Annotated in this window: 20 protein-coding genes and 1 tRNA gene; 15 read left to right on the top strand and 6 right to left on the bottom strand. The window is 67.5% G+C overall.

All coding sequences use genetic code 11. The features are described from left to right. Positions 1-2: 2 nt before the first annotated feature. Complete coding sequence (locus tag AC6CHX_RS11040; RefSeq protein ID WP_498272855.1) at positions 3-1,595, bottom strand: anchored repeat ABC transporter, substrate-binding protein; 1,593 nt, start codon at positions 1,593-1,595, stop codon at positions 3-5. An 85-nt stretch (positions 1,596-1,680) separates the two neighbouring features. After that, positions 1,681-4,635, bottom strand: a complete 2,955-nt coding sequence (locus tag AC6CHX_RS11035; protein ID WP_498272854.1) for a choice-of-anchor M domain-containing protein — start codon at positions 4,633-4,635, stop codon at positions 1,681-1,683. Positions 4,636-4,726: 91 nt separating this feature from the next. On the opposite strand from AC6CHX_RS11035, the gene AC6CHX_RS11030 reads away from it, so the two are divergent. From AC6CHX_RS11030 to AC6CHX_RS11020, 3 genes are all read left to right on the top strand, one after another. Next, positions 4,727-5,191, top strand: coding sequence for a Fur family transcriptional regulator (locus tag AC6CHX_RS11030; protein ID WP_498272853.1), 465 nt, complete (start codon positions 4,727-4,729; stop codon positions 5,189-5,191). Positions 5,192-5,273: 82 nt separating this feature from the next. Continuing rightward, on the top strand, positions 5,274-5,597 hold the full coding sequence (locus AC6CHX_RS11025) for an ArsR/SmtB family transcription factor (RefSeq protein ID WP_498272852.1): 324 nt from the start codon (positions 5,274-5,276) through the stop codon (positions 5,595-5,597). Further along, positions 5,584-5,880, top strand: a complete 297-nt coding sequence (locus AC6CHX_RS11020) for a hypothetical protein (protein ID WP_498272851.1) — start codon at positions 5,584-5,586, stop codon at positions 5,878-5,880. The genes AC6CHX_RS11025 and AC6CHX_RS11020 overlap by 14 nt, the downstream gene beginning before the upstream one ends. A 67-nt stretch (positions 5,881-5,947) precedes the next feature. On the opposite strand, the gene ykgO is transcribed toward AC6CHX_RS11020, so the two are convergent. Continuing rightward, complete coding sequence (ykgO, locus tag AC6CHX_RS11015) at positions 5,948-6,070, bottom strand: type B 50S ribosomal protein L36 (protein WP_124291916.1); 123 nt, start codon at positions 6,068-6,070, stop codon at positions 5,948-5,950. 81 nt (positions 6,071-6,151) lie between these two features. Between ykgO and AC6CHX_RS11010 the strand changes: the two genes are divergently transcribed. Then, on the top strand, positions 6,152-7,162 hold the full coding sequence (locus tag AC6CHX_RS11010) for a GTP-binding protein (RefSeq protein WP_498272850.1): 1,011 nt from the start codon (positions 6,152-6,154) through the stop codon (positions 7,160-7,162). Next, positions 7,159-8,019: a class I SAM-dependent methyltransferase gene (locus AC6CHX_RS11005; protein WP_498272849.1), complete on the top strand. Its 861-nt coding sequence runs from the start codon at positions 7,159-7,161 to the stop codon at positions 8,017-8,019. Before AC6CHX_RS11010 ends, AC6CHX_RS11005 begins: the two co-directional genes overlap by 4 nt. A 4-nt stretch (positions 8,020-8,023) precedes the next feature. Here AC6CHX_RS11005 and aztA read toward each other — a convergent pair whose 3' ends face one another. Then, on the bottom strand, positions 8,024-8,671 hold the full coding sequence (gene aztA / locus AC6CHX_RS11000; RefSeq protein WP_498272848.1) for a zinc ABC transporter ATP-binding protein AztA: 648 nt from the start codon (positions 8,669-8,671) through the stop codon (positions 8,024-8,026). Between the two features lie 55 nt (positions 8,672-8,726). Between aztA and aztB the strand changes: the two genes are divergently transcribed. The 5 genes from aztB to AC6CHX_RS10975 all read left to right on the top strand — a co-directional run bounded on the left by aztB (position 8,727) and on the right by AC6CHX_RS10975 (position 14,572). Then, positions 8,727-9,578 carry a zinc ABC transporter permease AztB gene (aztB, locus tag AC6CHX_RS10995; protein WP_498272847.1) on the top strand — a complete coding sequence of 284 codons (852 nt, stop codon included), beginning with the start codon at positions 8,727-8,729 and terminating at the stop codon, positions 9,576-9,578. Between the two features lie 55 nt (positions 9,579-9,633). Next, positions 9,634-10,869 (top strand): ABC transporter, encoded by a 1,236-nt coding sequence (locus AC6CHX_RS10990; protein ID WP_498272846.1) that lies wholly within the window; start codon positions 9,634-9,636, stop codon positions 10,867-10,869. 1 nt (position 10,870) lies between these two features. Continuing rightward, positions 10,871-11,788: a zinc ABC transporter substrate-binding protein AztC gene (gene aztC / locus AC6CHX_RS10985; RefSeq protein WP_498272845.1), complete on the top strand. Its 918-nt coding sequence runs from the start codon at positions 10,871-10,873 to the stop codon at positions 11,786-11,788. Positions 11,789-11,817: 29 nt separating this feature from the next. Beyond that, complete coding sequence (aztD, locus tag AC6CHX_RS10980) at positions 11,818-13,029, top strand: zinc metallochaperone AztD (protein WP_498272844.1); 1,212 nt, start codon at positions 11,818-11,820, stop codon at positions 13,027-13,029. Between the two features lie 214 nt (positions 13,030-13,243). Next, entirely contained in the window at positions 13,244-14,572 is a 1,329-nt protein-coding gene (locus AC6CHX_RS10975) for a DUF1254 domain-containing protein (RefSeq protein ID WP_498272843.1), read from the top strand. 284 nt (positions 14,573-14,856) lie between these two features. Here AC6CHX_RS10975 and AC6CHX_RS10970 read toward each other — a convergent pair whose 3' ends face one another. Both AC6CHX_RS10970 and AC6CHX_RS10965 read right to left on the bottom strand, forming a co-directional pair. After that, positions 14,857-15,309 carry a hypothetical protein gene (locus AC6CHX_RS10970; RefSeq protein WP_498272842.1) on the bottom strand — a complete coding sequence of 151 codons (453 nt, stop codon included), beginning with the start codon at positions 15,307-15,309 and terminating at the stop codon, positions 14,857-14,859. A 258-nt stretch (positions 15,310-15,567) separates the two neighbouring features. Further along, positions 15,568-15,656, bottom strand: a tRNA-Ser gene (locus AC6CHX_RS10965). Positions 15,657-15,840: 184 nt separating this feature from the next. On the opposite strand from AC6CHX_RS10965, the gene AC6CHX_RS10960 reads away from it, so the two are divergent. From AC6CHX_RS10960 to AC6CHX_RS10940, 5 genes are all read left to right on the top strand, one after another. Continuing rightward, the gene (locus AC6CHX_RS10960; protein WP_498272841.1) at positions 15,841-16,161 is read left to right on the top strand and encodes a hypothetical protein; all 321 of its coding nucleotides are present in this window, start codon (positions 15,841-15,843) and stop codon (positions 16,159-16,161) included. A gap of 9 nt (positions 16,162-16,170) precedes the next feature. After that, on the top strand, positions 16,171-16,551 hold the full coding sequence (locus AC6CHX_RS10955; RefSeq protein WP_498272840.1) for a potassium channel family protein: 381 nt from the start codon (positions 16,171-16,173) through the stop codon (positions 16,549-16,551). Positions 16,552-16,721: 170 nt separating this feature from the next. After that, a complete protein-coding gene (locus AC6CHX_RS10950) occupies positions 16,722-18,191 on the top strand; it encodes a DUF2252 domain-containing protein (RefSeq protein ID WP_498272839.1) in 1,470 nt (489 codons plus the stop codon). Next, the gene (locus AC6CHX_RS10945) at positions 18,188-18,922 is read left to right on the top strand and encodes an ion channel (protein WP_498272838.1); all 735 of its coding nucleotides are present in this window, start codon (positions 18,188-18,190) and stop codon (positions 18,920-18,922) included. The genes AC6CHX_RS10950 and AC6CHX_RS10945 overlap by 4 nt, the downstream gene beginning before the upstream one ends. Further along, entirely contained in the window at positions 18,919-20,532 is a 1,614-nt protein-coding gene (locus AC6CHX_RS10940) for an MFS transporter (protein WP_498272837.1), read from the top strand. Before AC6CHX_RS10945 ends, AC6CHX_RS10940 begins: the two co-directional genes overlap by 4 nt. The last annotated feature ends 21 nt before the right edge of the window (positions 20,533-20,553 follow it).

Here is a 20,553-nt window from a genome sequence, read left to right as displayed (position 1 = left end):
GCTCATTCTCTTTCAGTGCTGCCGAGGCAGTCGCGGAGGCTTTGCGCGTTGAATCGCATCATGTCGATGTAGGTGGTGACGGTCTCGCTGAAGGCATCGCCGTAGATCGGGCACACGGCGATGCCCTGCTCTTTCGCCACCTCCACGAGGGTGGATGACCGGCTCGCCAGGTTGGGTTCGAGGAACACGGCGGGAACGCCGAGGTTGCGGATGGTCTCGGTCAGGCGCTTGCGTTCCGCGAGCGAGGGTTCGATGGCCGGGTTGGGCGTGACGAAGCCCGAGATGGTGACGTCGTACGCCTGAGCCAGATACCCGAACGCATCGTGGGTGGTCACGAGGGTGCGATCGGCCTTAGGTATCTCGGCGATCGTCTCCGTGACCTCGGCGTCGAGTGCCGCCAGCTGCTCGAGGTAGGACGCCGCATTTCGGGTGTACTCCGGGGCTCCCTCGGGATCGACCTCGATGAGCGTGTCCCGGATGATCTCGACGTAAGCCATGGAGTTGCGCACGTTCTGCCACAGGTGCGGATCGATCTCGCCATGGACGTGCTTGCCGAGCACGGCCTGCGGCAACTGGTAGATCGGCGCACCGGCCCGTCCGAGGAAACGGTAGGCAGGATCTCCCGGAATCTCGTGCAGGGCCTTGTTCGGGACCTCGACGACGACGTCGTCGAGGGGGAAGATCTCTTGGTGGATATCGCCCGAACCGTGTTCGTGGTCGAGCAGCACCTCAAATGCCCGGGAGTCGAGGTTCAGGGTCAGGTCGGAGTGCCCGGCGTCGAGGACGACAGGATCCGACTTCCCCGGCACATCGTAGGGGTCGACGCCGACCGCGAAGGTCACCTGTCCGGTCGCGACCTCTATCGGCTTCTGGTCGTTCGAGACCTGCAGCTTCGCCTGTAGGTCGAGTGTGTAGATTCCCGGTTCCGTGAAAGCCCAGCTGAGGTGTGTGTGGGCATCCGGGGGGATGCTCACCGAGTCGTCGCGGTAGCCGCCGGCTTCATCGAAGCCGTCGGCTGAGTCGAAGTAGATGTCGACATCGCCGAAGCTTCCGGTCAGGTATGCCACGAGGGAGCCGGGCCCCTGGACCGCGGTCGCGGAGAGGTGCACGTCGGATGTCCGGCTCGCCCCCAGCGCTGCGCCGTCGCCGGCGACACGCAGCCCGAGCCAGATCGTGTCGAGCGAGACGTCTTCGACGAGCGGGATGATCTCGGCCGCGTACTTCACCGCCTCTTCGGCGAGGGAGATGTTCGGCACGCCGTCCGGGAGGTTGGTGTCGAGCGCCTTGATGAGGCTCTGCTCCTCCAGCATCAGGTAGTTCGAGAAGGCGACGTCGGTGTACACGATGTCGCGCACGTCGCGCAGGGAGGGTTCGTGGCTGTGGGGGTCTCCGCCCTCGGGGACCAGGGAGATCACGTCTGCGCGATCACCGGCGACGTTGCGGGCGAGATCCGCGAGGATGCCGGTGGTCGTCATCACCTGGATGCGGCCGTCGTCCTGGCGGCCGTCGTCCTGGCGGCCCGGCTGAGCAGAGCATCCGACGACGACGGATGCCGCGGCGAGCACGGCGGCACACCGGAGAAGACGATTCGGCACGGGGGATTTCCTTGTCGTTCTGAAGGGGGTGCCGCAGCGCGGCGGAGGACTCCGGGGAATCCGTCCGCCGCGCTGCGGCAGGTGTTCACTCGGTGCTGTCGACCATCGCCGCCGCGCGGCGGCGATGGACGAGCAGGACGCCCGCACCGACCAGGAGCAGGATCGCTCCCGTGGTGAGGTATCCCCCGAACTCGGCACCGGTCACGGCGAGGTCGCCGCTCGGCGACTCGCCCGCTCCGGCTCCGGCCGCTCCCACCTGCAGCTGCTGCCAGCCGATGAGGGTGCCTGACGCGTCGAACACGGCGAGCCGGTGGGCGCCTGCGGGGGTTCCGGCGGGGATCGTGACCGCGATGGTGCCGTCGGCCGCGACCTGGATCCAGTCGCCGCTCAGCAGCACCGGCTCAGAGAACAGCCACGCGGCCACCCACTCGCCGGCGTACTCGGTCCCCTCACCCATCTGCACCGTGATGACCTGGCCCGCGACGACCGAGCTGCTGGACGGCGTGATGCCGCCGGCCTGGACGCCCTCGAGCGACGCCTCCGTCTGCGCGGTCGGTGCCGTGGTCGGCTTCGGAGAGCCCGGGAGCACGGTGATCGTGACCGGGGCCGACTCTGCGATGACCTGGTGGTCGTGGTTGTACAGCTTCGCCACGATCTGCGCACCGGCATCCGACTCGGCGACCTCGTGGGCGAGGCTGCCGGTGAGCGCACCGGAGATCACGGAGAAGTCCGCGTCGCCGGAGCGCTTGATGAACCAGTGGTGGTGGTCCTCACCCGTCGCGGGGTTCTGCACGGCCGCGAGGGAGGCTGTCTCACCGACGTGATATCCGCTCGCCGCGCCCGAGATGGTGAGTTCGGTCACCGGGTCGGGGTCGGTTCCGCTGTCCGTCACGGTGAGCGTGTGCGGTGCGGATTCGGCGATGATCGCGTGAGTGTCGTCGAACATGCGGATCACGAGCTGTGCGCCGGCGTCCTCTGCGGTCACCGCGTAGTCGAGATCCTTGTCCCTGGACTGATCGACCCACACGAAGTCGGAGGCCCCGGCGCGCTTCACGTACCAGTGGTAGTGCGCGTGATCGGTCTGCGGCGTCTGGGCGGAGGTGAGGCGGGCGGTGTCGCCCGGCTCGTACGACTGCTTGTCCGCGCTCACGGTGAGCGTGGTGACGACCGGACGCTGCTGCGCGGTGATCGTGACCGCTGCGGACTCGGCGTGGATCTCGCCGTCGTGCAGCAGCTGCACCTTGACCTGTACTCCGCTGTTGGCGAGGGTCGGCTTGAACTTGTACTCGGCAGCCGTCTGACCGTCGACAGCGGTGAACTCCGTCGCGCCGGGCAGCTTCGCCAGCCAGCGGTGGTCGGTGAGACCGGTCGGCGTGGACTGCGCGGCGGTCAGAGTTGCCGTCTGTCCGGTCCAGTAGTCGTCGGCATCGCGGTTCGTCTCGATCGTCAGGTCGGTGGCCGGGATCTCGTTGTGGTCGTCGACCTTCACGATGACGGGTGCCGATTCGACGTAGGAGCGACCGTCGTCGTAGGTCAGTCGAGCGATCACCGCTGCACCAGCGAACCGGTCGGTGACCTCGAAGGAGTACTCCGCGCCGTTCTCGTCCGCGACGAGCGTCGGCGTGGTCTCGCCCTCCTCCTGTACGTACCACTCGTACCGCGTGAGCACCGAAGCGGGTGCGACGGCTGCACTGAGGGTGGCGGTGTCGCCGGTGTGATAATGGTCGGAGATGCCCTTGACGGCGATCTTCTGCAGCGGCGCCGCGCCGTGATCGTCGACGTCGATGGTGAGGACAGGAGCCGTCGCGACGGCCTTGCCGTCTTCCCCAAGAAGCTCGGCGGAGACCTTCGCACCGTGCAACGCCTGCTCAGCGGTGAGGCGGTGCGTCGGACCGGTGGCGCTAGTGATGACGACGGGAGAGTCCTGATCCTCACGCTGGAGGTACCACCGGATCTCGCCGTTCAGAGCTTCCGGCGTGGTGGTGGTGAGCGACAGGTCGATCGGTGAGCCGCTGTGATAGTGGTGCGAGAGCGGAGCGATCGCGATGGTCGGGACCACCGGTTCTGGTGTGATCGCCACGGCTACCGGCTGCGAGGTCACCGTCAGCGGCACCGAGGCTCCGGTGGAGAAGTCCTGTCCGCCGGAGACGAGCGCGCGGTACTGCGCACCCTCGAGGGCCGCGACCGTCAGGGTAGCGGCGGTCGCACCGGCGACGTCGGCCCATTCGGCCTCAGCGGATGCTCGCGTCTGCCACCGGTAAGCGGAGAAGGTCGAGTCCGCTGGCGTCTGCGCTGCCGTGAGGGTCAGCTCGCTTCCGGCGTCGACGGGGTTCTCTGCACCGGTGACGGTCAGCGACTCCGGGGCTGGCGCCACCGTGAACGTGTAGGTCGCGGTGTTCGACGTCGACGTTTTGGTCCCGTCCGCGCTTGCCACCCTCGCGGTGACGTCGAAGGAGTACGAGCCGGGTTCGGTGAAGCCCCAGTTGGCGTGGGTGTGAGCCGGGAAAGGCTGGCTGATGCTCGCGGGGAGCGAGTAGCCGCCGCCGACGAGGAGCGACTTGGGGTCTCCGAACGCGCCCTGCGACCAGAGATAGACATCGCCCGGGCCGTCGACCGTCACGTCGAACTCGGTCTTCGCACCGGGATACACGGCCTGGATCGACTGCGTATCCCATCCCGGCCACAGCAGGTCATGATCCTGGGTGATGGGCAGATGGTAGAGCGTCGACGGTGCTCCCGGCGGCAGAGCCACCTCAGGGAACCCGGCGATGATCGACTGGCTCTTCACGAAGAGATCCACCGACTCCGGGGTGCGCAGCACGTGAGAGCCGGTGACGTCCTCCTTGAGCACGAGACGAACGCTGTCGTCTTCGTTGAGAACGAGGTTGAAGGCGTCGATGTGCCCGGTATCGAAACGGATCGGATCGTCGCTCACCACGGGCGCATCTGCTGCGAACGCCATGGTGGGGACGGCCAATCCGGCTGCGAGCACGAATGCGCTGACGAGCGCACTGCCTCGCAGACGGGATGAAACAGACATGGGTATGGCCCTTTCTGACGGAACGCGGGAAGGAGTCAGCAACGGACGCACCCTTACTGATAATGGTTATCATTATTCATAAGAGCGGACAATGATGCAACTGGAGGTCCGGGTGGACGTTGATCAGCTCACGCCGATAGTCGTCGAGGACGCGACCGGGATGCCGCGGCGTCGTTCAGCGCATGCTGAATCCATCCGCGCCGCCCTGGAGGCGGCGGATGGATTCATCTCCGCACAATCGCTGAGAGATCTACTGCTCACTCGCGGGGGATCCGCGTCGCTGCCGACGGTGTACCGCCAGCTGTTGGCGCTCGTATCGTCAGGGGCAGCCGACACCATTGCGTACGGCGGACGCCAGCTGTACCGCGCGTGCCGATCCCATCCCGATCACCTGCATCTCATCTGCGAGTCCTGCGGAAGCACCGCCACCGTCAGTCCACCCACAGACGACTGGATCACTAAGGCGGCGGCCGCTCATGGGTACGCCGTGAACAGCGTCGCGATGAACGCCTTCGGTCGTTGCGCAGATTGCCGACCCGCCGCATATGCACCCTGACGCATCCTGCGCGCGGCTGTGGATGAGCATCAGTTAGATAAACGCATTGCGATTTGTTTATGCGTTGCGATGAACTAGGTGCATGGACACGGAGCAAGGACTCGACGCGACTGCTGACCTGTTCAAGGTCCTCGGCTCGAAGTCACGGCTCTTTCTGCTCCGTTTACTGGCGACCGAGCCGGCCGGTGTCAGCGCGCTGACCGCCCGGAGCGGCCTCTCGCAACCGCTCGTGTCGCAGCACTTGCGAACCCTGCGGCTTGCCGGAATCGTCACCGTGTCCCGCACCGGACGAGAGGCCGTTTACCAACTGGCCGACCACCACATCGCCCACGTCGTGGACGATGCGCTCGCCCACGTCTTGGAAGAGAAACCGATTCACGAAGGAGCATCCGATGAGCACCATTGAGATCCACGCCGAGCACTCGGTCACCGAGCACGAGCACGGCAGCGACTGCGGCCACGAGGCGGTTCAGCACGACGGCCACGTCGACTACGTGCACGGCACGCACCACCACGCCCTGCACGAAGACCACTACGACGAGCACGAAAGCGTTGCCGAGCACTCCGTCGACGCCCACACGCACGGCGCGGATTGCGGCCACGAGACCGTCGAGCACGATGGTCACATCGACTATCTGCACGATGGACACAAGCACGCCGAGCACGGCAGTCACTACGACGAGCACTGAGCGGCGACAGCCGGATAGACCAGGGGGGCCGACGGATGTTTTCCGCCGGCCCCTCCTGGTGTTGTGCTCAGCCCTGACGTCCCTTGAAGCGCGGGTTGAGCTTGTTGATCACGAAGACCCTTCCCCGACGACGCACGACCTGAGCGCCCGGCTGACTCTTCAGCGACTTGAGCGATGCACGAACCTTCATGACGAACTCCTTATTGATAATTCTTCTCATTAACAGACTAGGGTGGGAGCGAGATCCGGTCAAAGAAGGAGCAGGTCGAGCGTGCAGAACAGCAGTCCACTAGTCGTCGTCGGAGTGTGCGTACCGGAGCGGCAGTCGTACGCCGCCCGTCTCGCACGCGAGACCGGTGGCCATCTGATTCCCCTGGTGGAGCGGACGCCGCCGCAAGGGCGACAGCCGATCCCGCTCTCGCCGGAACATCCCGCAGCGGCCCGGATGCCGTCGAGCATCGTGGCGGACGTCGCGAGCGAGCTGGATCTGCCGCACGTCAGCCTGGCCAACGATCCGCGTTCCTCTGTCATCTGCGTCGTCGACACCTTGCATCTGGCGCACGACCTCCGCGACGGCGAGCCGCTTATGAAAGCCGTCGGCGACGGCGACGACCGGGGCGACTTCGGTTCCCGAGCGCGCCGCGCGGTGTCTTATCTCGAGGCGGCGACGCTGATCTGCTTTGTGAATTGGGAGTCGACCCCCACCGCCGAGCTTTCGCTCCTCATGGCACTCGCCTCGCACCTCAATCCCGCGGCACGCGTCCGGCTCTCTCGAGGGCCCGCGGAGGACATCCGCGCGCTGTGCGCATCTTCGCCGCAGTCGCCGCCGTTGCTCGAGCGGGCGGGATGGGTGCACTCCCTCAACGATGAGCACGACCCCCATATGACCGACTCCCGGGTGACGACGCTGCGCTACGAGCAACCGCGCCCGTTCCATCCCGGCCGGCTCACCACGACGCTGAACGACATTGATTCCGGGCGGCTCGGCACCGCGCTCCGGTCAGCCGGGTTCTGCCGCCTCGCCACGCGCGCCGGCATCCTCGCGCGCTGGGATCAGGTCGGCTCGGCGATCTGGATCGATCCCCTCTCAGCTGACCTCGAGGCCGCGACCACCGCGCAGGATCTCGCGTTCACCGGACTCGACCTCGACCGACACGGGATCCGCGCAGCCTTCGACGCCGCAGCCGTGACCGACGAAGAGCTCACGGCGGGCCCCGCAGCCTGGCGGCGATTCGCGGATCCCCTCCCCGCCTGGCCCGTGAACGTCGAGGAGCTGCCGTGAGCGAGCACGGTCTCCATCCGCGAACCTGGGATGACCAGGCCGCCGGTCTGGAGCGGTCGGGACAGGTGTCGTCGCCGTGGGTCGCCGACGCGGTCGCCTGGGTGACGTCGAAGCTTCAACGACCCCCGGAGCTCGTCATCGATGCCGGATGCGGGGCCGGTTTCGCTGCGCGCGCGTTCGCGCACGCCGCGCCGTCCACTCAAGTCCTTGCAGTCGATCAGAACGAGAAGATCCTGGAGACGGCGCGCCGCCTGACAGCTCGCGCACGGCTGGACGACCGTGTGCGCACGGTGCAAGCCGATCTCGAAGAGGGTCTGTCCGCCCTCGGCCCGGCCGACATCGTCTGGGCGAGCGCCGTGATTCATCACCTGCCGGATCCCGTGCGGGGACTGGCCCGGGTCGGCGAAGCCTTGGCCGACGACGGCGTTTTTGCCGTAGCCGAGGGCGGCCTGCCCATGCGCGTGCTTCCGGGCGGATATGGCGTCGGGCGCCCGAGTTTCCTGTCGCGTCTCGAGGCGACCCTCAGCGATTACTTCGTCCGCGAATGGTCGCTCGGCGACGCCGCGATCGGCGGTGGGAAGGACTGGAGGTGGATGCTTGCCGAGGCCGGGCTCACACCGCTCGCGAGCAAGACCTTCCTCCTCGACTGGCCAGCGCCCGTGGAGGACCGCGTCCGCGACCACATCCGCGAGCATTACCTTGACATCCGTTCCATGATCGGCGGGCTGTTGGACGACGACGATCGCAGCGCCCTGGACGTGCTGCTGGACGGCGACGACGCTCGGAGCCTCGCCCGCAGGGATGACCTCTTCCTACTCTCTGCCCATACCGTGCATCTGGCGACGCTCGCGCGGTGACAGGTCAGGAGGGGCCGATGCGCCCATCCACGAGAGGAACGTTGTGCTCGGCATCGCCGATCACGGCGGGATCGTGCGAGACGCAGACCACGGCGACGCCGCGCGCGGCCTCTTCGCGCAATACCGTTCTGATTCGGAGGCTGCTGGCGGAGTCGAGGCCGGTCGTCGGCTCGTCGAGTAGCAGCAGGTCAGCGCCTCGCGCCAGCCCCTGGGCGAGCAAGGCTCGCTGCTGTTGGCCGCCGGAGAGGGAGGCGAACGGGTGCCTGGCCAGCGCTCGGATGTCGAGTCGGTCCATCGACTGCTCGACGACCGCGCGGGCCGCGGCATCCATCCGGCGCCACATCCCGAGGTGGCCCCACGCCCCAACGCTCACGACGTCTTTCACCGACACCGGAAGACCCGGAGGGATCGCGGCACGCTGCGGGACGAAGGCGATGCTACCTCTGACCGTACGCTCGCCGCCGTGCTCTCGCGTGCCCGCCAGCACCTCGAGCAGCGTCGACTTGCCCGCGCCGTTCGGCCCGGTGATGACGGCCATCGTCCCTGAAGCGAACTCGACTCGGACACCGGAGAGCGCCGCCCGCCCATCGAAAGCGACGTCGATGCCTGTCAGTTGCGCGATCATGCCGCACTTCGTTCGGGAGGAGGTCATGAGCCCAGCTTATGAGTTTGATAATCGTTCTCAAAAACGTCTAGGCTCGCAAACCGTGAGCATCCATTCGACCGGCGTCCTCGGCCCGTTCGCCCTCGACTTCCTGCAGCGCGGGATGCTCGGCGGCGCACTGGTGGCCATCCTGTGCGCCATCGTCGGTACGTGGGTCGTGATCCGCGGGATGGCGTTCCTCGGGGAGGCGCTGGCTCATGGCATGCTTCCGGGCGTCGCGCTGGCGACCGTTCTCTCGCTGCCGGTCCTTGTCGGCGGCGCCACCAGCGCTGTCGCCATGAGCGTGGGTATCGGTGCGCTGCAACGACGCGCGCGCCTGTCGTACGACACCAGCATCGGCCTCTTGTTCGTGTCGATGCTGGCGCTGGGCGTCATCATCATCTCCCACTCGGGCAGCTTCGCCACCGACGCGACCGCCATCCTGTTCGGCGACATCCTGGCGATCAGTCAGAGCGACCTCGTGCTGCTCGCCGTCGCCGCCGCCACCGGATTGATCGTCGCCGTGCTCTTCCACCGCTCGTTCGTCGCCCTCTCCCTCGACGCCCGCATCGCCGCCGTTCTCGGTCTGCGCCCGCGGATCGCGCAGCCCGTGCTCGTCGGACTCGTCACCCTCGCCGTCGTGGCCTCCTATCAGGCGGTCGGATCGATGCTCGTCGTCGGCCTGCTGCTCGCACCGGCGGTCGCCGCCGGGCACTGGACCACCCGCATCCCCACGCGGATGGCACTCGCCGCCGTCTTCGGCGTGGTCGCGGTGTTCCTCGGCCTCCTCGCCTCCTGGTACGCCGCGACGGCCGCCGGAGCTTCGGTGGCGGCATCCGCCATCCTGCTCACCTGCCTCTCATGGGCAGCGCGCCAGGCCGTCCACTCTCTCGGGACGCGGACGCGACCCGTCTGAACCCGTCGTCGCGACGAAGCGACCTCCCGCACGACACACGACAAGGAAGGATCCCGTGCGCTCTCGCATCGCCCTCTTCGCCCTCACCGGCACACTCGCCGTCTCCCTGGCCGCCTGCGGCACCGCGTCCACCGAACCGACGGCGCCGAGCGGCCCGGCCGACGACGGACACGGCGCGGTCGCCGGCGCGGAAGAAGTCGCCGAACCGCAGCTCGGACTCACCTCGATCGACGCGCAGGGGCTCGTCACCCACCTAGACCTGCTCGACGAGAGCGTCACCGACATCGGCGAGATCCCGGCACCTACGGCCATGACGACCGACGGACGCTATCTCTTCGCCCAAACCGACGACGGCATCGAGATCGTCGACAGCGGCGTGTGGACCTGGGATCACGTCGACCACTTCCACTACTACCGGGCGGCGCCCACGTTGCTCGGCTCCGTCGCGGGAGAAGGCGACGCCGCGATCGCGACGACCAATCTGTCGACCACCGGCGGCACCGGCCTGTCGTTCGCCGGTTCCGGCGATGCCGTGCTGCTCGACACCCAGGCCCTGTCGAAGGGCGAGATCACCGAGTTGTTCCGCATCGAACGCCAACCCCACGCCGGGCTCGTGGTCCCGGTCGGCTCCTTCGCCCTCGTCACCGAGGGATCCGACGGTGTCGGCTCCTCGGTCGTCGGCTACACGGCCGACGGTGAGGCGGTGGGCCTCGAGGAGCCCTGCGCCGCTCCGGCCGGCACCATCACGACCCGGGTCGGCGCCGTGATCGGCTGCGAGGACGGCGCGCTCCTCGCGCGCGTCGACGACGACGAGAAACTGCACGTCGAACGGATCCCCTACCCGGCCGGAACGACCGCACCCGCCGCGACCTCGTTCGACAACCGCGAGGGGCGCCCCACGGTCGCCGGCCTCGCAGGCCCTGCCGGCTCCGAGGGGATCTGGCTCTTGGACACGCGCGAGCGTGCCTGGACCCTTCATCCCTCGCCCGCTCCCCTCGAGCACGTGACCGCGGTCGACGATGAGGACGGCCACCTGCTCGCGCTCGCTCAGGACGGCCGCGTGCTCGTGCTCGACGAGACCGGGGCGTTGCTGGCGGAGACCGCGCCGCTCGTGGCCGAGACCCTGGCCGCGGGTGGGTCGCCCACCCTCATCGCCGATCAGCACCGTGCGTACCTCAGCGCACCGACCGAGCAGCGGCTCTACGAGATCGACTATGCGGATGCCGCGCGCATCGCTCGTACCTTCGACACCACCACCGAACCGGCGTTCGTCGCCGAGACAGGACGCTGACATGCGCGCCGCACGCCTCCTCGGCATCCTCGCCCTCACCGGACTCACGGCGGCCGGTCTCACCGCCTGCTCCACCCCGGAGGACTCGCGCCCGACGGTCGTGGTCTCGACGAACATCCTCGGTGACGTCGTGGACGAACTCGTCGGCGAACAGGCGCAGGTGGTGACGCTGATGAAGCCCAACGCCGACCCGCATTCCTTCGAGATCTCAGCGCAGGAAGCCTCGACACTGCGCGGGGCGGACCTCATCGTCTCGAACGGCCTCGGCCTCGAGGAGGGGCTGCAGCAGCACCTCGACGCTGCAGCCGCCGACGACGTGCCGATGTTTGTGGCCGGCGACGCCATCGACGTGCTCGACTACAGCGAGGGCGATGCGGAGGGGATGCCGGACTCCCACTTCTGGACGGACCCGGAGCGGATGATCGACGTCGTCGACGCGATCGCGCCGGTGCTCGCCGACATCGACGGTATCGACGCCGACGCACTGGATGCGACCGTCGACGCGTATCGCGACGAGCTGCAGGCACTGGATGCCGAGATGAGCGAGGCATTCGCCGGGATCCCGGAGGACCGCCGCGCACTGGTCACCAATCACCACGTCTTCGGTTACCTCGCTCAGCGCTTCGGCTTCGACATCATCGGCGCGGTGATCCCGGGCGGGACGACCCTGGCCGCGCCCTCGGCATCCGATCTCGCCGACCTGGTCGACGCGATCGAGGAGACCGGCGTGCCCGCGATCTTCGCGGAGTCGTCGTCGCCTGACCGCCTCGTCCAGGCCCTCGCAAGTGAGGCGAAGGTGCAGGTCGAGGTCATCGAGCTGTACACCGAATCGCTCACCGGCCCCGACGAGGGCGCCCCCGACTACCTGACCATGATGCACGTCAACACCGAACGCATCACCACCGGTCTCACGCCGTGAGACCCCACCACAGAGAAAGAGGCATGCACATGCGAACCTCCCCCCTGCGTCGCGCGTTGATCGGCGTCGTCGCGATCGGCGCGGTCGTCACCCTGGCGTCCTGCGCTGCCGGCGGCGACTCGACCGCCCCGGCGTCCAGCCCCGACAGCAGCACGTCCGACACGGCGGGCGCCCGCGTCGCGATCTCCTATGAGGGCGGCATCCTCGTCCTCGACGGCGAGACGCTCGACACTGTCGCCGACTTCGACTCCGAGCCGTTCACCCGCCTCAACCCCGCCGGCGACGACCGCCACGTGATGGTCACGATGAGCGAGGGCTTCCAGGTGCTCGACACGGCCGCCGGAACCTCTGACGAGCCCGAGCTCACCGACACGATCTTCGAGGCCGACACCCCGGGTCACGTCGTGCGGCACGCCGACAAGACCGTCCTCTACGCCGACGGCACCAGCGACACCACGATCTTCGACACCGCCGACCTGGCGAATGCGGACGGTCTGCCCAAGGTCGAGACCATCCCCGGCGTCGAGGCGCACCACGGCGTCTCGGTCGTACTCGAGGACGGCACCTTCCTCACCACGCTCGGCAACGCCGACGGCCGCAACAGCATTGTGGCGAAGGATGCCGAAGGCACCGAGATCGCATCGTCGGACCAGTGCCCCGGCGTGCACGGTGAAGGCACCGCGAAGGACGAGGTCGTCGTCTTCGGCTGCGAGAACGGCGCGCTGGTCTACCACGACGGCGAGATCACCAAGCTCGACGCTCCCGACCAGCCCTACGGCCGCATGGGCAACGCCTACGTCAGCGAGACCAGCCCCATCATCGTCGGCGACTACAAGAACGACGTCGACGCGGAGGGCTACCTGCTCAGCGCCGTCACGCTCATCGACACCGAGACCCAGACGCTCGAGGTCGTCGACCTCCCCGAGAGCGTCGAGTACACCTTCCGTGACGTCGTGCGCGGCCCGGACGACCTCGCCTACATCCTCAGCACCGACGGCTCGATCCACGTGCTCGACCCCGAGACCGGTCAGATCACCGACAGCTTCCCCGTCGTCGAGGCATGGGAGGGCCCGGCCGAGTGGCAGGACGCCCACCCCGCCATCGTCGTCGCCGGGAACATCGCCTACGTCACCGAGCCCGCAGCGAACAGCGTGCACGCGGTCGACCTGACGACCGGAAAGGTGCTCGCGAGCACCGAGCTCAACGTGACGCCGAACGAGATCGCCCCCGCAGCAGGCTGATCGCAACGCGTCGGAACCAAGTAAACGGGCGAGGCGATTTGAACTGCCTCGCCCGTTTTGGGAGATGAGCCCCCGCCAAAAACGATCGTTTCCGGCAGGCCAGGCGCGCACCTCTCTGACATCGTGGTTGCGGGCTGCGCCATTCGGAACTGTGGCCTCTGGGGCGCGGTTCACCCTAGGCTTCGAGGTACCAGGGAGCCAGGGGGACAAACTTATGTCGCAATTCGATCTCAGCAAGGTTGCCGTCGACGCGTACCTGTACGCGTACCCGCTCGTGACGATGGAGTTCACGCGGCGCCAGATGACGAACGTCCCGGATGCGAATACTGCGTTGTTGCGGGCACCGGCGAACCAGTTCGCGCACGCCCGGGAGTACCCCGCAGCAGAATCCAAGGACGTCGTGCGTTTCAACTTCGATACGCTCTACTCGTTCGCGTGGCTCGATCTCCGAGACGGCCCTGTGATTCTCCACACGCCCGATGCGCCTGACCGGTACTACCTCACGCCCATGCTCGACATGTGGACGGACATCTTCGCCGTTCCTGGCAGCCGAAACACCCTCGGTGAAGCCCGCGACTTCCTCATCGCGCCGCCCGCGTGGAGCGGCGAAGTCCCCAGCGGACTCGACCTGATAGTCGCACCGACGCCGCACGTCTGGGTCATGGGTCGCACACAGAGCAACGGCCCCGACGATTTCGCGGAAGTCCACCGCATCCAGGACCAGTACCGCATCACCCGTATGGACGCGTACGGCCAAGAATCAGGCACGCCTTCTGCGGCACCCGTCGACCCGAGCGTGGATGATGTGACACCGCCACTGGACCAGGTGAACGCGCTCAGCAGCGTCGATTTCTTCACACTCTTTGCCGAGTTGCTGAAAGAGAACCCGCCGCACGCTAACGATTACCCGATCCTGCACCGGATGCGCGCCATCGGAATCGTGCCAGGCGAGGACTTCAACCCTGCGGTGCTGAACGATGCTGCTACTGCCGCCGTCTCGGCAGCCCGAGACACGGCCCTGCACGATCTCGTGAAAGCAATGACCGAAGCCAGCATCGGCATCGTGCGAAACGGGTGGAACTGGGAGCAGTCGTTCGGAACGTACGGCACCTCGTATCGCGTGCGCGCTCTTGTCGCAATGGCCGGGCTCGGAGCAAACCTCCCCGAGGACGCGATCTACCCCAACGCCTTCGTCGACGCCGACGGTCAACCGTTCACCGGGGAGCACAACTACGTGCTCCACTTCGACGCCGGCCAACAGCCGGGCGTGGATGCCTTCTGGTCCCTCACGATGTACGACGGCGAAGGCTTCCAGGTCCCGAACCGACTCAACCGCTTCGTGATTCGCGACCGAGACCCATTGATCGTCAACCCTGACGGTTCACTCGACATCTACATTCAGCACGCATCTCCAGGGACCGAGCGCGAAGCGAACTGGCTACCCGCACCACAGGGAGCGTTCGCCCCGATGCTTCGGCTCTACTCGCCCACCACCGAAACCCTTGCCGGAGACTTCACCCCGCCGAAGATCATCAAGAGATAGGCCAACCGAACTACCGTACGGCGCCCGGCCAACGCCGGTTCACGAGCCGACCGAAAACCCCCGCCGTATCGGGATTCCGGTGAACGTTAACGGACCCCGTTCCGGGACGCCAGACCGGATCACGCCGGAAACGATCGTTTCTGCGGGGTGTCTTCGCCACCCGCTGATAGGTCAGGATTCAACTCACCGTCGTCCGTTGGACTGGTCGCGGCGGTGTAGATCGGGGAGGGCGGAGGCGACGGTGCTGCTCCGCCATCCGGGAGCGTTGCCGTCCCCCGGGGGTGTCAGTAGCTGAGGCTGGGTTGCAGGATTCCGCCGACGAGTAGCGTGAAGATCAGTCCTCCGAACGCTGCGGTGAGCACGATCGACCAGGCCACGGCAATCCATCGGCGTGGGAATGGACGGAACGACATCACCAGCCGCCACACGGCAGGGAAAATGCCGAGAGCCGCGATGACGAGCAGAACCTGACCTGCACGGATGACGGGAGAATCTGGTGCCGGGCCATCCGTCAGCAGGGCACTCGCCACCGCAGACCAAGGCAGCACCGACACCGCCAGACCCAGGACCGCCACCCACGTAAACCAGCCCGCACGACGCCACGCACGTGAGCGACCGTCGTGCTGCTTGCGGAGCCGGCGGACGAGAGCGGCGACAGGATGCGCGATCAGGTGTGAGAGCAGGATCAGCAGGGAGAGCGCGGCGACGATCGGGAGCGCTGCCCGCTCCCCCGGCATTGGCTGCAGCGTAAACGCCGGGTCGAATCCGATCGCAACGACCTCACCATCCTGGTGATCGACTGCGATGATCCGTTCACCGTCGTTCGCGACGTATGGAGGGGCAGCAGACAGCGGCGGGTCGGGCAGTTTGTGGAGCCCGTCACCCGATCGGGGGACACCTGGGGGACACCTGGCCGCCAAGAAGTGGCAATCACGCCCTATCTACCTGGGACCTCCAGAAAGAAGAAATCCCCGCCTGAGCGGGGATTTTCAATGCGGAGACGAGGGGATTTGAACCCCTGGTCCCCGTGAGGGGACTCCACCTTAGCAGGGTGGTGCACTCGGCCGGACTATGCGACGTCTCCGTGGATCCGACCCGAAGATCGGATGCACTCAGCCATCATAACGGGTTCGGCGAGCAGTCTCGAACCGGGGTGCGGTTCCCGTTCCCGCCGACGCGCACCCGCCCTGAGACGGGATGCGCCCCGGCGCTGGGATACTGGCCGCACATCGTGGACGACGCGTCCACGACACCGGAGTGGAGTCGACATGCCCCTGACAGAAGCGGTGGACGAGCAACGCGCCACAGGCCGGCTCGGCCGCCGGTGGGATGACCGCGCTCTCGGGTACGGGATCGTCCTCGTCCTGCTCATCGTGTCGTACGGCCTGTGCGCGATACAGCCCAGCACCGACCCGAGCCCCTGGGCCTTCCTCCCCATGCTCGCGACGGTCGCCATGGTCTTCCATGTGACCAGGGCCCGACCGATGGTGCAGCGGGTCTCCTGGATCGTGCTCTCCGTCGCCGGGGTCGCTGCCGTCGTCGCCGATCTGTTCGGACTCGAGGGCCCGTTGCTCGCCATCCCGCTCTAGGCCGCGTCGATGATCGCGCTCCTCGTCGCCCCCTGGGTGGTCATCGCCCACCAGGTGACCCGTCGCGGCCTGAATCTGGAGGCACTGCTGGCCGCGATCACCGCCTACATCCTCGTCGGCATGTTCTTCGCCTTCGTGTACAACCTGATGTCGCAGATCTCGGCGGATCCGCTGTTCGGCGAGGAGAGCCTCGACTCGCTCGGCAATCAGCTGTTCTTCTCCTTCACGGCGCTCACGACGACCGGTTACGGAAATCTCGTGCCGGTCGGCACCGGCGGCCAGGCGGTGGCGATCGCCGAGGGCATCACGGGTCAGCTCTTCCTCATCACGGCGGTCGCGCGGATCATGCGCGGCGCGAGCGCGAAGCGCGCCACGACCAGCGACGCCTGAGGGGCGTCGACCCGCTCCGGGCACCCTCGCCCGAAAGGGGTGATGGGCGACTCTCGTGACCCGTCGCCCGCTGGCACGATGAGCGGTGCGACGCCGCCCGCACCCGACCCCGGGGATCCGCCCCGGTCATCCGGATCCCGCGCCGTCATCGAGCGGGTGCGAGGTGCGACATGGCCAGTGACCGAAACGCCGACGAGCGCGACGACTTCGCCGCGCCGGATGAGGTGGCGCCGGAGTTCGCCCTCAGACGCAACCGTGGCCGCGACGCACGCACTCGCGCCCCCCGCTCGCGGCAGGGGTCGTGGCGTCCGGGGGCGGATCGCCCCGACCCGGTTGCGCTCCTGGAGGGACAGGCCACGACCCGCGACCTCGACATCGTGCCCCTGCGATATGAGCGGATGTCCGCCTCGCCGTTCGCCTTCTTCCGCGGCTCCGCGCTGCTCATGGCATCGGATCTCGCCGCCTCCGCACACACCGGCATCACCGTGCAGCTGTGCGGCGACGCGCATCTGTCGAACTTCGGCCTGTTCGGCACCCCCGAGCGCCGGCTGATCTTCGACATGAACGACTTCGACGAGACGTTCCCCGGGCCGTTCGAGTGGGACCTGAAGCGACTGGCGACGAGTTTCGCGGTGGCCGGACGCCATCGCGGATTCGCGGACGACGAGATCGCGGCCTGCGTCCGCGCCTCGGTCGTCGGGTACCGCAAGGCCATGCGGCGGGCGGCCGACTCCCCCGTCCTCGACGCCTGGTACGACCGGTTCGACGCCGACAGTGCACGGCGACGCATCCGGGCGGAGCGAGACCGACGACGAGCGGACGACGAGACGGTTGCGCGACTCGATGCGGCCGTGAAGAAGGCCCGCAAGCGCCACCGGATGCGCTCATTCGCGAAGCTGGTGCACGTCGTGGACGGGCAGCTGAGGATCATCGCGAACCCGCCGCTGGTGACCCCGGTCGAAGATCTCCTCCCCGAAGCCGTCGCGCAGCTCGACGAGGTCGGCATCATGCACGAACTCCTCGCCGCGTACCAGGACACGCTCCCGGGCGACCGGCACCCGATCTCCGAGTACCGCTACCGGCACATGGCCAGGACGGTCGGCGGGATCGGCAGCGTCGGCACGCGCGCCTGGGTCATCCTGCTCAGCGGGAGGAACGACAGGGATCCGCTGCTCCTGCAGGCGAAGACCGCGCAGCCGTCGGTGCTCGAACGTTTCCTCGGCCCGGGCGCGCACGACACCGAGGGCGAGCGGGTCGTGCGCGGTCAGCGGCTCATGCAGGCGGTCAGCGACCTCTTCCTCGGCTGGCAGCGGGTGACCGGCGCCGACGGTATCACGCGGGATTTCTACGTGCGCCAACTGCACGACTGGAAGGGCGATGTCGATCCGGAGACGATGACTCCGGGCGGGGCTGCGCTCTACGCGCGCATCTGCGGCGAGACCCTCGCACGCGGGCACGCCCGAAGCGGGGATCGTCTCGAGGTGGCCGGCTACCTCGGCCGGGGCCGGGCGTTCGAAGAGGCGATCTGCGCCTTCGCCGACACCTACGCCGATCAGAACGATGAGGACTACGCGGCCTTCCTCGCAGCCCGCGCCTCCGGACGCCTGCCGACGGTGACCTCCTGGGAGCCGGGCCGGTGAGCGCGTCGGCACGGGCAGCGAAAGCCCGGACCGATGATCGACGCCCCGATCTGCTGTTCAGCGGGGCATCGGGGTATGCGGTCGTCGCTGCGCTGGTCGTGGTCTCGTATGCGCTGTGCGCCGCTCAGCGTGGCACGAATCCGAGCCCGTGGGCGTTTCTGGTCACGCTCATGACGGTCGCCGTCGTCTTCCGGGTCACGGCCGCGCCGCGCACGGTCCAGCATGTGGCGTGGATCATCCTGTCAGCCGCAGGGGTGGCCACCATCGTCACGACACTTCTCGGTGCGAGCGGGCATGTGCTCGACATCGTGTTCTCCGCGGCGACGATGTTCGCACTGCTCGTGTCCCCCATCGCGATCATCGGGCACCAGGTGAAGCGACGCGGGCTCAACGTCGAGGCCTTGCTGGCGGCGATCACCGCCTACGTCCTCGTGGGCCTCTTCTTCACGTTCGTCTTCAATCTGCTCTCGCTCGCCTCCTCCTCCCCCGTGTTCGGCGACGCTGGCGAGGACTCGCTCGCCAACCAACTCTTCTTCTCGTTCACCACCCTCACGACCACCGGCTACGGCAACCTCGTTCCGGCGAACGCGACATCGCAGGCTGTCGCGGTCGCGGAGGCGATCACCGGTCAGCTGTTCCTCATCACCGCCGTCGCGCGCATCATGCGCGGCGCCGGCGCGAACATCACCACCCCCGTCGCGTCCGCTGCGCGCTCGAAGGAGACGTCATGAAGAAGTGGGGCGTCATCGCGGTCCTCGGGTCCGCGCAGTTCGTGATGGTGCTCGACGGCACCGTGATGAACGTGTCGATCTCGACCGTCGTGTCCGATCTCGACACCACCGTCGCGGCGATGCAGGGTGCCATCACCTTCTACACCCTGACGATGGCCGCGTTCATGCTGCTGGGCGCGAAACTCGGCGATGTGTGGGGCCGCCGCAGGGCATTCGTGATCGGGTCGTGCGTGTATGCGCTGGGCTCGCTGATCACCGCGCTGAGTCCGAACGTGCAGTTCCTCTTCCTCGGCTGGTCGATCATCGAGGGGCTGGGCGCCGTGCTGGTGATCCCGGCTATCGCAGCACTCGTCGCGGACAACTACCGCGGTCGGGAGCGGATCACGGCCTTCGCGATCATCGGCGCCGTGTCCGGCGCGGCCGTCGCGGCAGGGCCTCTGATCGGCGGCTTCGTGACGACGTACCTCGACTGGCGCTACGTCTTCGTGGCCGAGGTCTTCATCATGATCGGCGTCGTGCTGTGCGCACGGATCGTCACCGACCCGACGCCGAGACAGACCGTGCCGATCGACATCCTCAGCGTCGCGCTCTCCTCGATCGGACTCGTGGCCGTCGTGTTCGGAATGCTGCAGAGCAAGATCTGGGGGTGGGTCCTGCCCCTCAATCCTCCTGAGATCGGCGGCGTCTCCATCGCCCCGCTCGGTATCTCCCCCGCCGCCTGGCTCATCGTGTTCGGGGTCGTACTGCTCGCGCTGTTCCTCTCCCGGCAGCGGCGCCTCGAACGCGCCGAGCGGGCGCCTCTCGTGCACGTGGGGATGTTCTCGATCACCTCCCTCCGCAGCGGACTGTCGGTGCTCGGTGCGCAGTACACCGTGACGGCCGGTCTCTTCTTCATGGTGCCGGTGTACCTGCAGATGACGCTCGGTCTCGATGCCCTGGAGACCGGCATCCGGATCTTCCCGCTCTCGATCGCCCTCGTGCTGTTCTCCATCGTCGGCACTCGGCTCTCGCGCCTGCTGTCGCCGCGGACGATCGTGCGGATCGGCCAGCTCGCGCTCGTCGTCAGCGCACTCATCCTGCTCGGCTCGGCCACCAGCGATCTGCGCAGCGGATTCTTCGCCACCGGGATGTTCCTCGCCGGCGCTGCGCTCGGGCTGCTCGCCTCCCAGCTCGGCAACGTGAACATGTCGAGTGTGACCGAGAAGGAGACGAGCGAGGTCGGCGGCCTCCAGGGCGTGTTCCAGAACCTCGGCTCGTCGCTCGGCACCGCACTCATCGGCTCGATCCTCATCGGGGCGCTGTCGACGTCGTTCGCGTCGGGGGTCGCGGCGAGCGATCTGCCCGACGCCACCCGGACCACCGTCGCGTCCGCCACGGAGCACGGCGTCACGATCGTGCCCGCCGCCGACGTCGCCTCCATCGCCGAGGACGCCGGTCTGAGCGACGCGGACGCCGACACCCTGGCGACCGTCTACCGCGATTCGCAGCTGTCGTCGCTGCGCATCGCCTTCTTCGGCCTGATCCTGATCAGCCTCCTGTCCCTCCTGTTCTCGAGGGGCATACCGAACGCGAAGGCCGTGCGGGATCGGAGCAGCGAGACGACGACCTGAGGCCGGAACCGCACAGACGGA

Source organism: Microbacterium sp. GQ128 (genome assembly GCF_059758615.1).
Note: the sequence above shows the minus strand (reverse complement) of the source record. Positions and strands in the feature narration are given on the sequence as shown.

Bases quoted from the DNA above. Each gene is read 5' to 3' on its own strand.
- ykgO (WP_124291916.1), bottom strand. From the start codon at position 6,070: ATGAAGGTTCGTGCATCGCTCAAGTCGCTGAAGAGTCAGCCGGGCGCT.
- AC6CHX_RS11035 (WP_498272854.1), bottom strand. From the start codon at position 4,635: ATGTCTGTTTCATCCCGTCTGCGAGGCAGTGCGCTCGTCAGCGCATTC.
- AC6CHX_RS10960 (WP_498272841.1), top strand. From the start codon at position 15,841: ATGCCCCTGACAGAAGCGGTGGACGAGCAACGCGCCACAGGCCGGCTC.
- AC6CHX_RS11025 (WP_498272852.1), top strand. From the start codon at position 5,274: ATGGACACGGAGCAAGGACTCGACGCGACTGCTGACCTGTTCAAGGTC.
- aztA (WP_498272848.1), bottom strand. From the start codon at position 8,671: ATGACCTCCTCCCGAACGAAGTGCGGCATGATCGCGCAACTGACAGGC.
- aztC (WP_498272845.1), top strand. From the start codon at position 10,871: ATGCGCGCCGCACGCCTCCTCGGCATCCTCGCCCTCACCGGACTCACG.
- AC6CHX_RS10940 (WP_498272837.1), top strand. From the start codon at position 18,919: ATGAAGAAGTGGGGCGTCATCGCGGTCCTCGGGTCCGCGCAGTTCGTG.
- AC6CHX_RS11030 (WP_498272853.1), top strand. From the start codon at position 4,727: ATGATGCAACTGGAGGTCCGGGTGGACGTTGATCAGCTCACGCCGATA.
- AC6CHX_RS10970 (WP_498272842.1), bottom strand. From the start codon at position 15,309: ATGCCGGGGGAGCGGGCAGCGCTCCCGATCGTCGCCGCGCTCTCCCTG.
- AC6CHX_RS11020 (WP_498272851.1), top strand. From the start codon at position 5,584: ATGAGCACCATTGAGATCCACGCCGAGCACTCGGTCACCGAGCACGAG.
- AC6CHX_RS10955 (WP_498272840.1), top strand. From the start codon at position 16,171: ATGATCGCGCTCCTCGTCGCCCCCTGGGTGGTCATCGCCCACCAGGTG.
- aztD (WP_498272844.1), top strand. From the start codon at position 11,818: ATGCGAACCTCCCCCCTGCGTCGCGCGTTGATCGGCGTCGTCGCGATC.
- AC6CHX_RS10975 (WP_498272843.1), top strand. From the start codon at position 13,244: ATGTCGCAATTCGATCTCAGCAAGGTTGCCGTCGACGCGTACCTGTAC.
- AC6CHX_RS10950 (WP_498272839.1), top strand. From the start codon at position 16,722: ATGGCCAGTGACCGAAACGCCGACGAGCGCGACGACTTCGCCGCGCCG.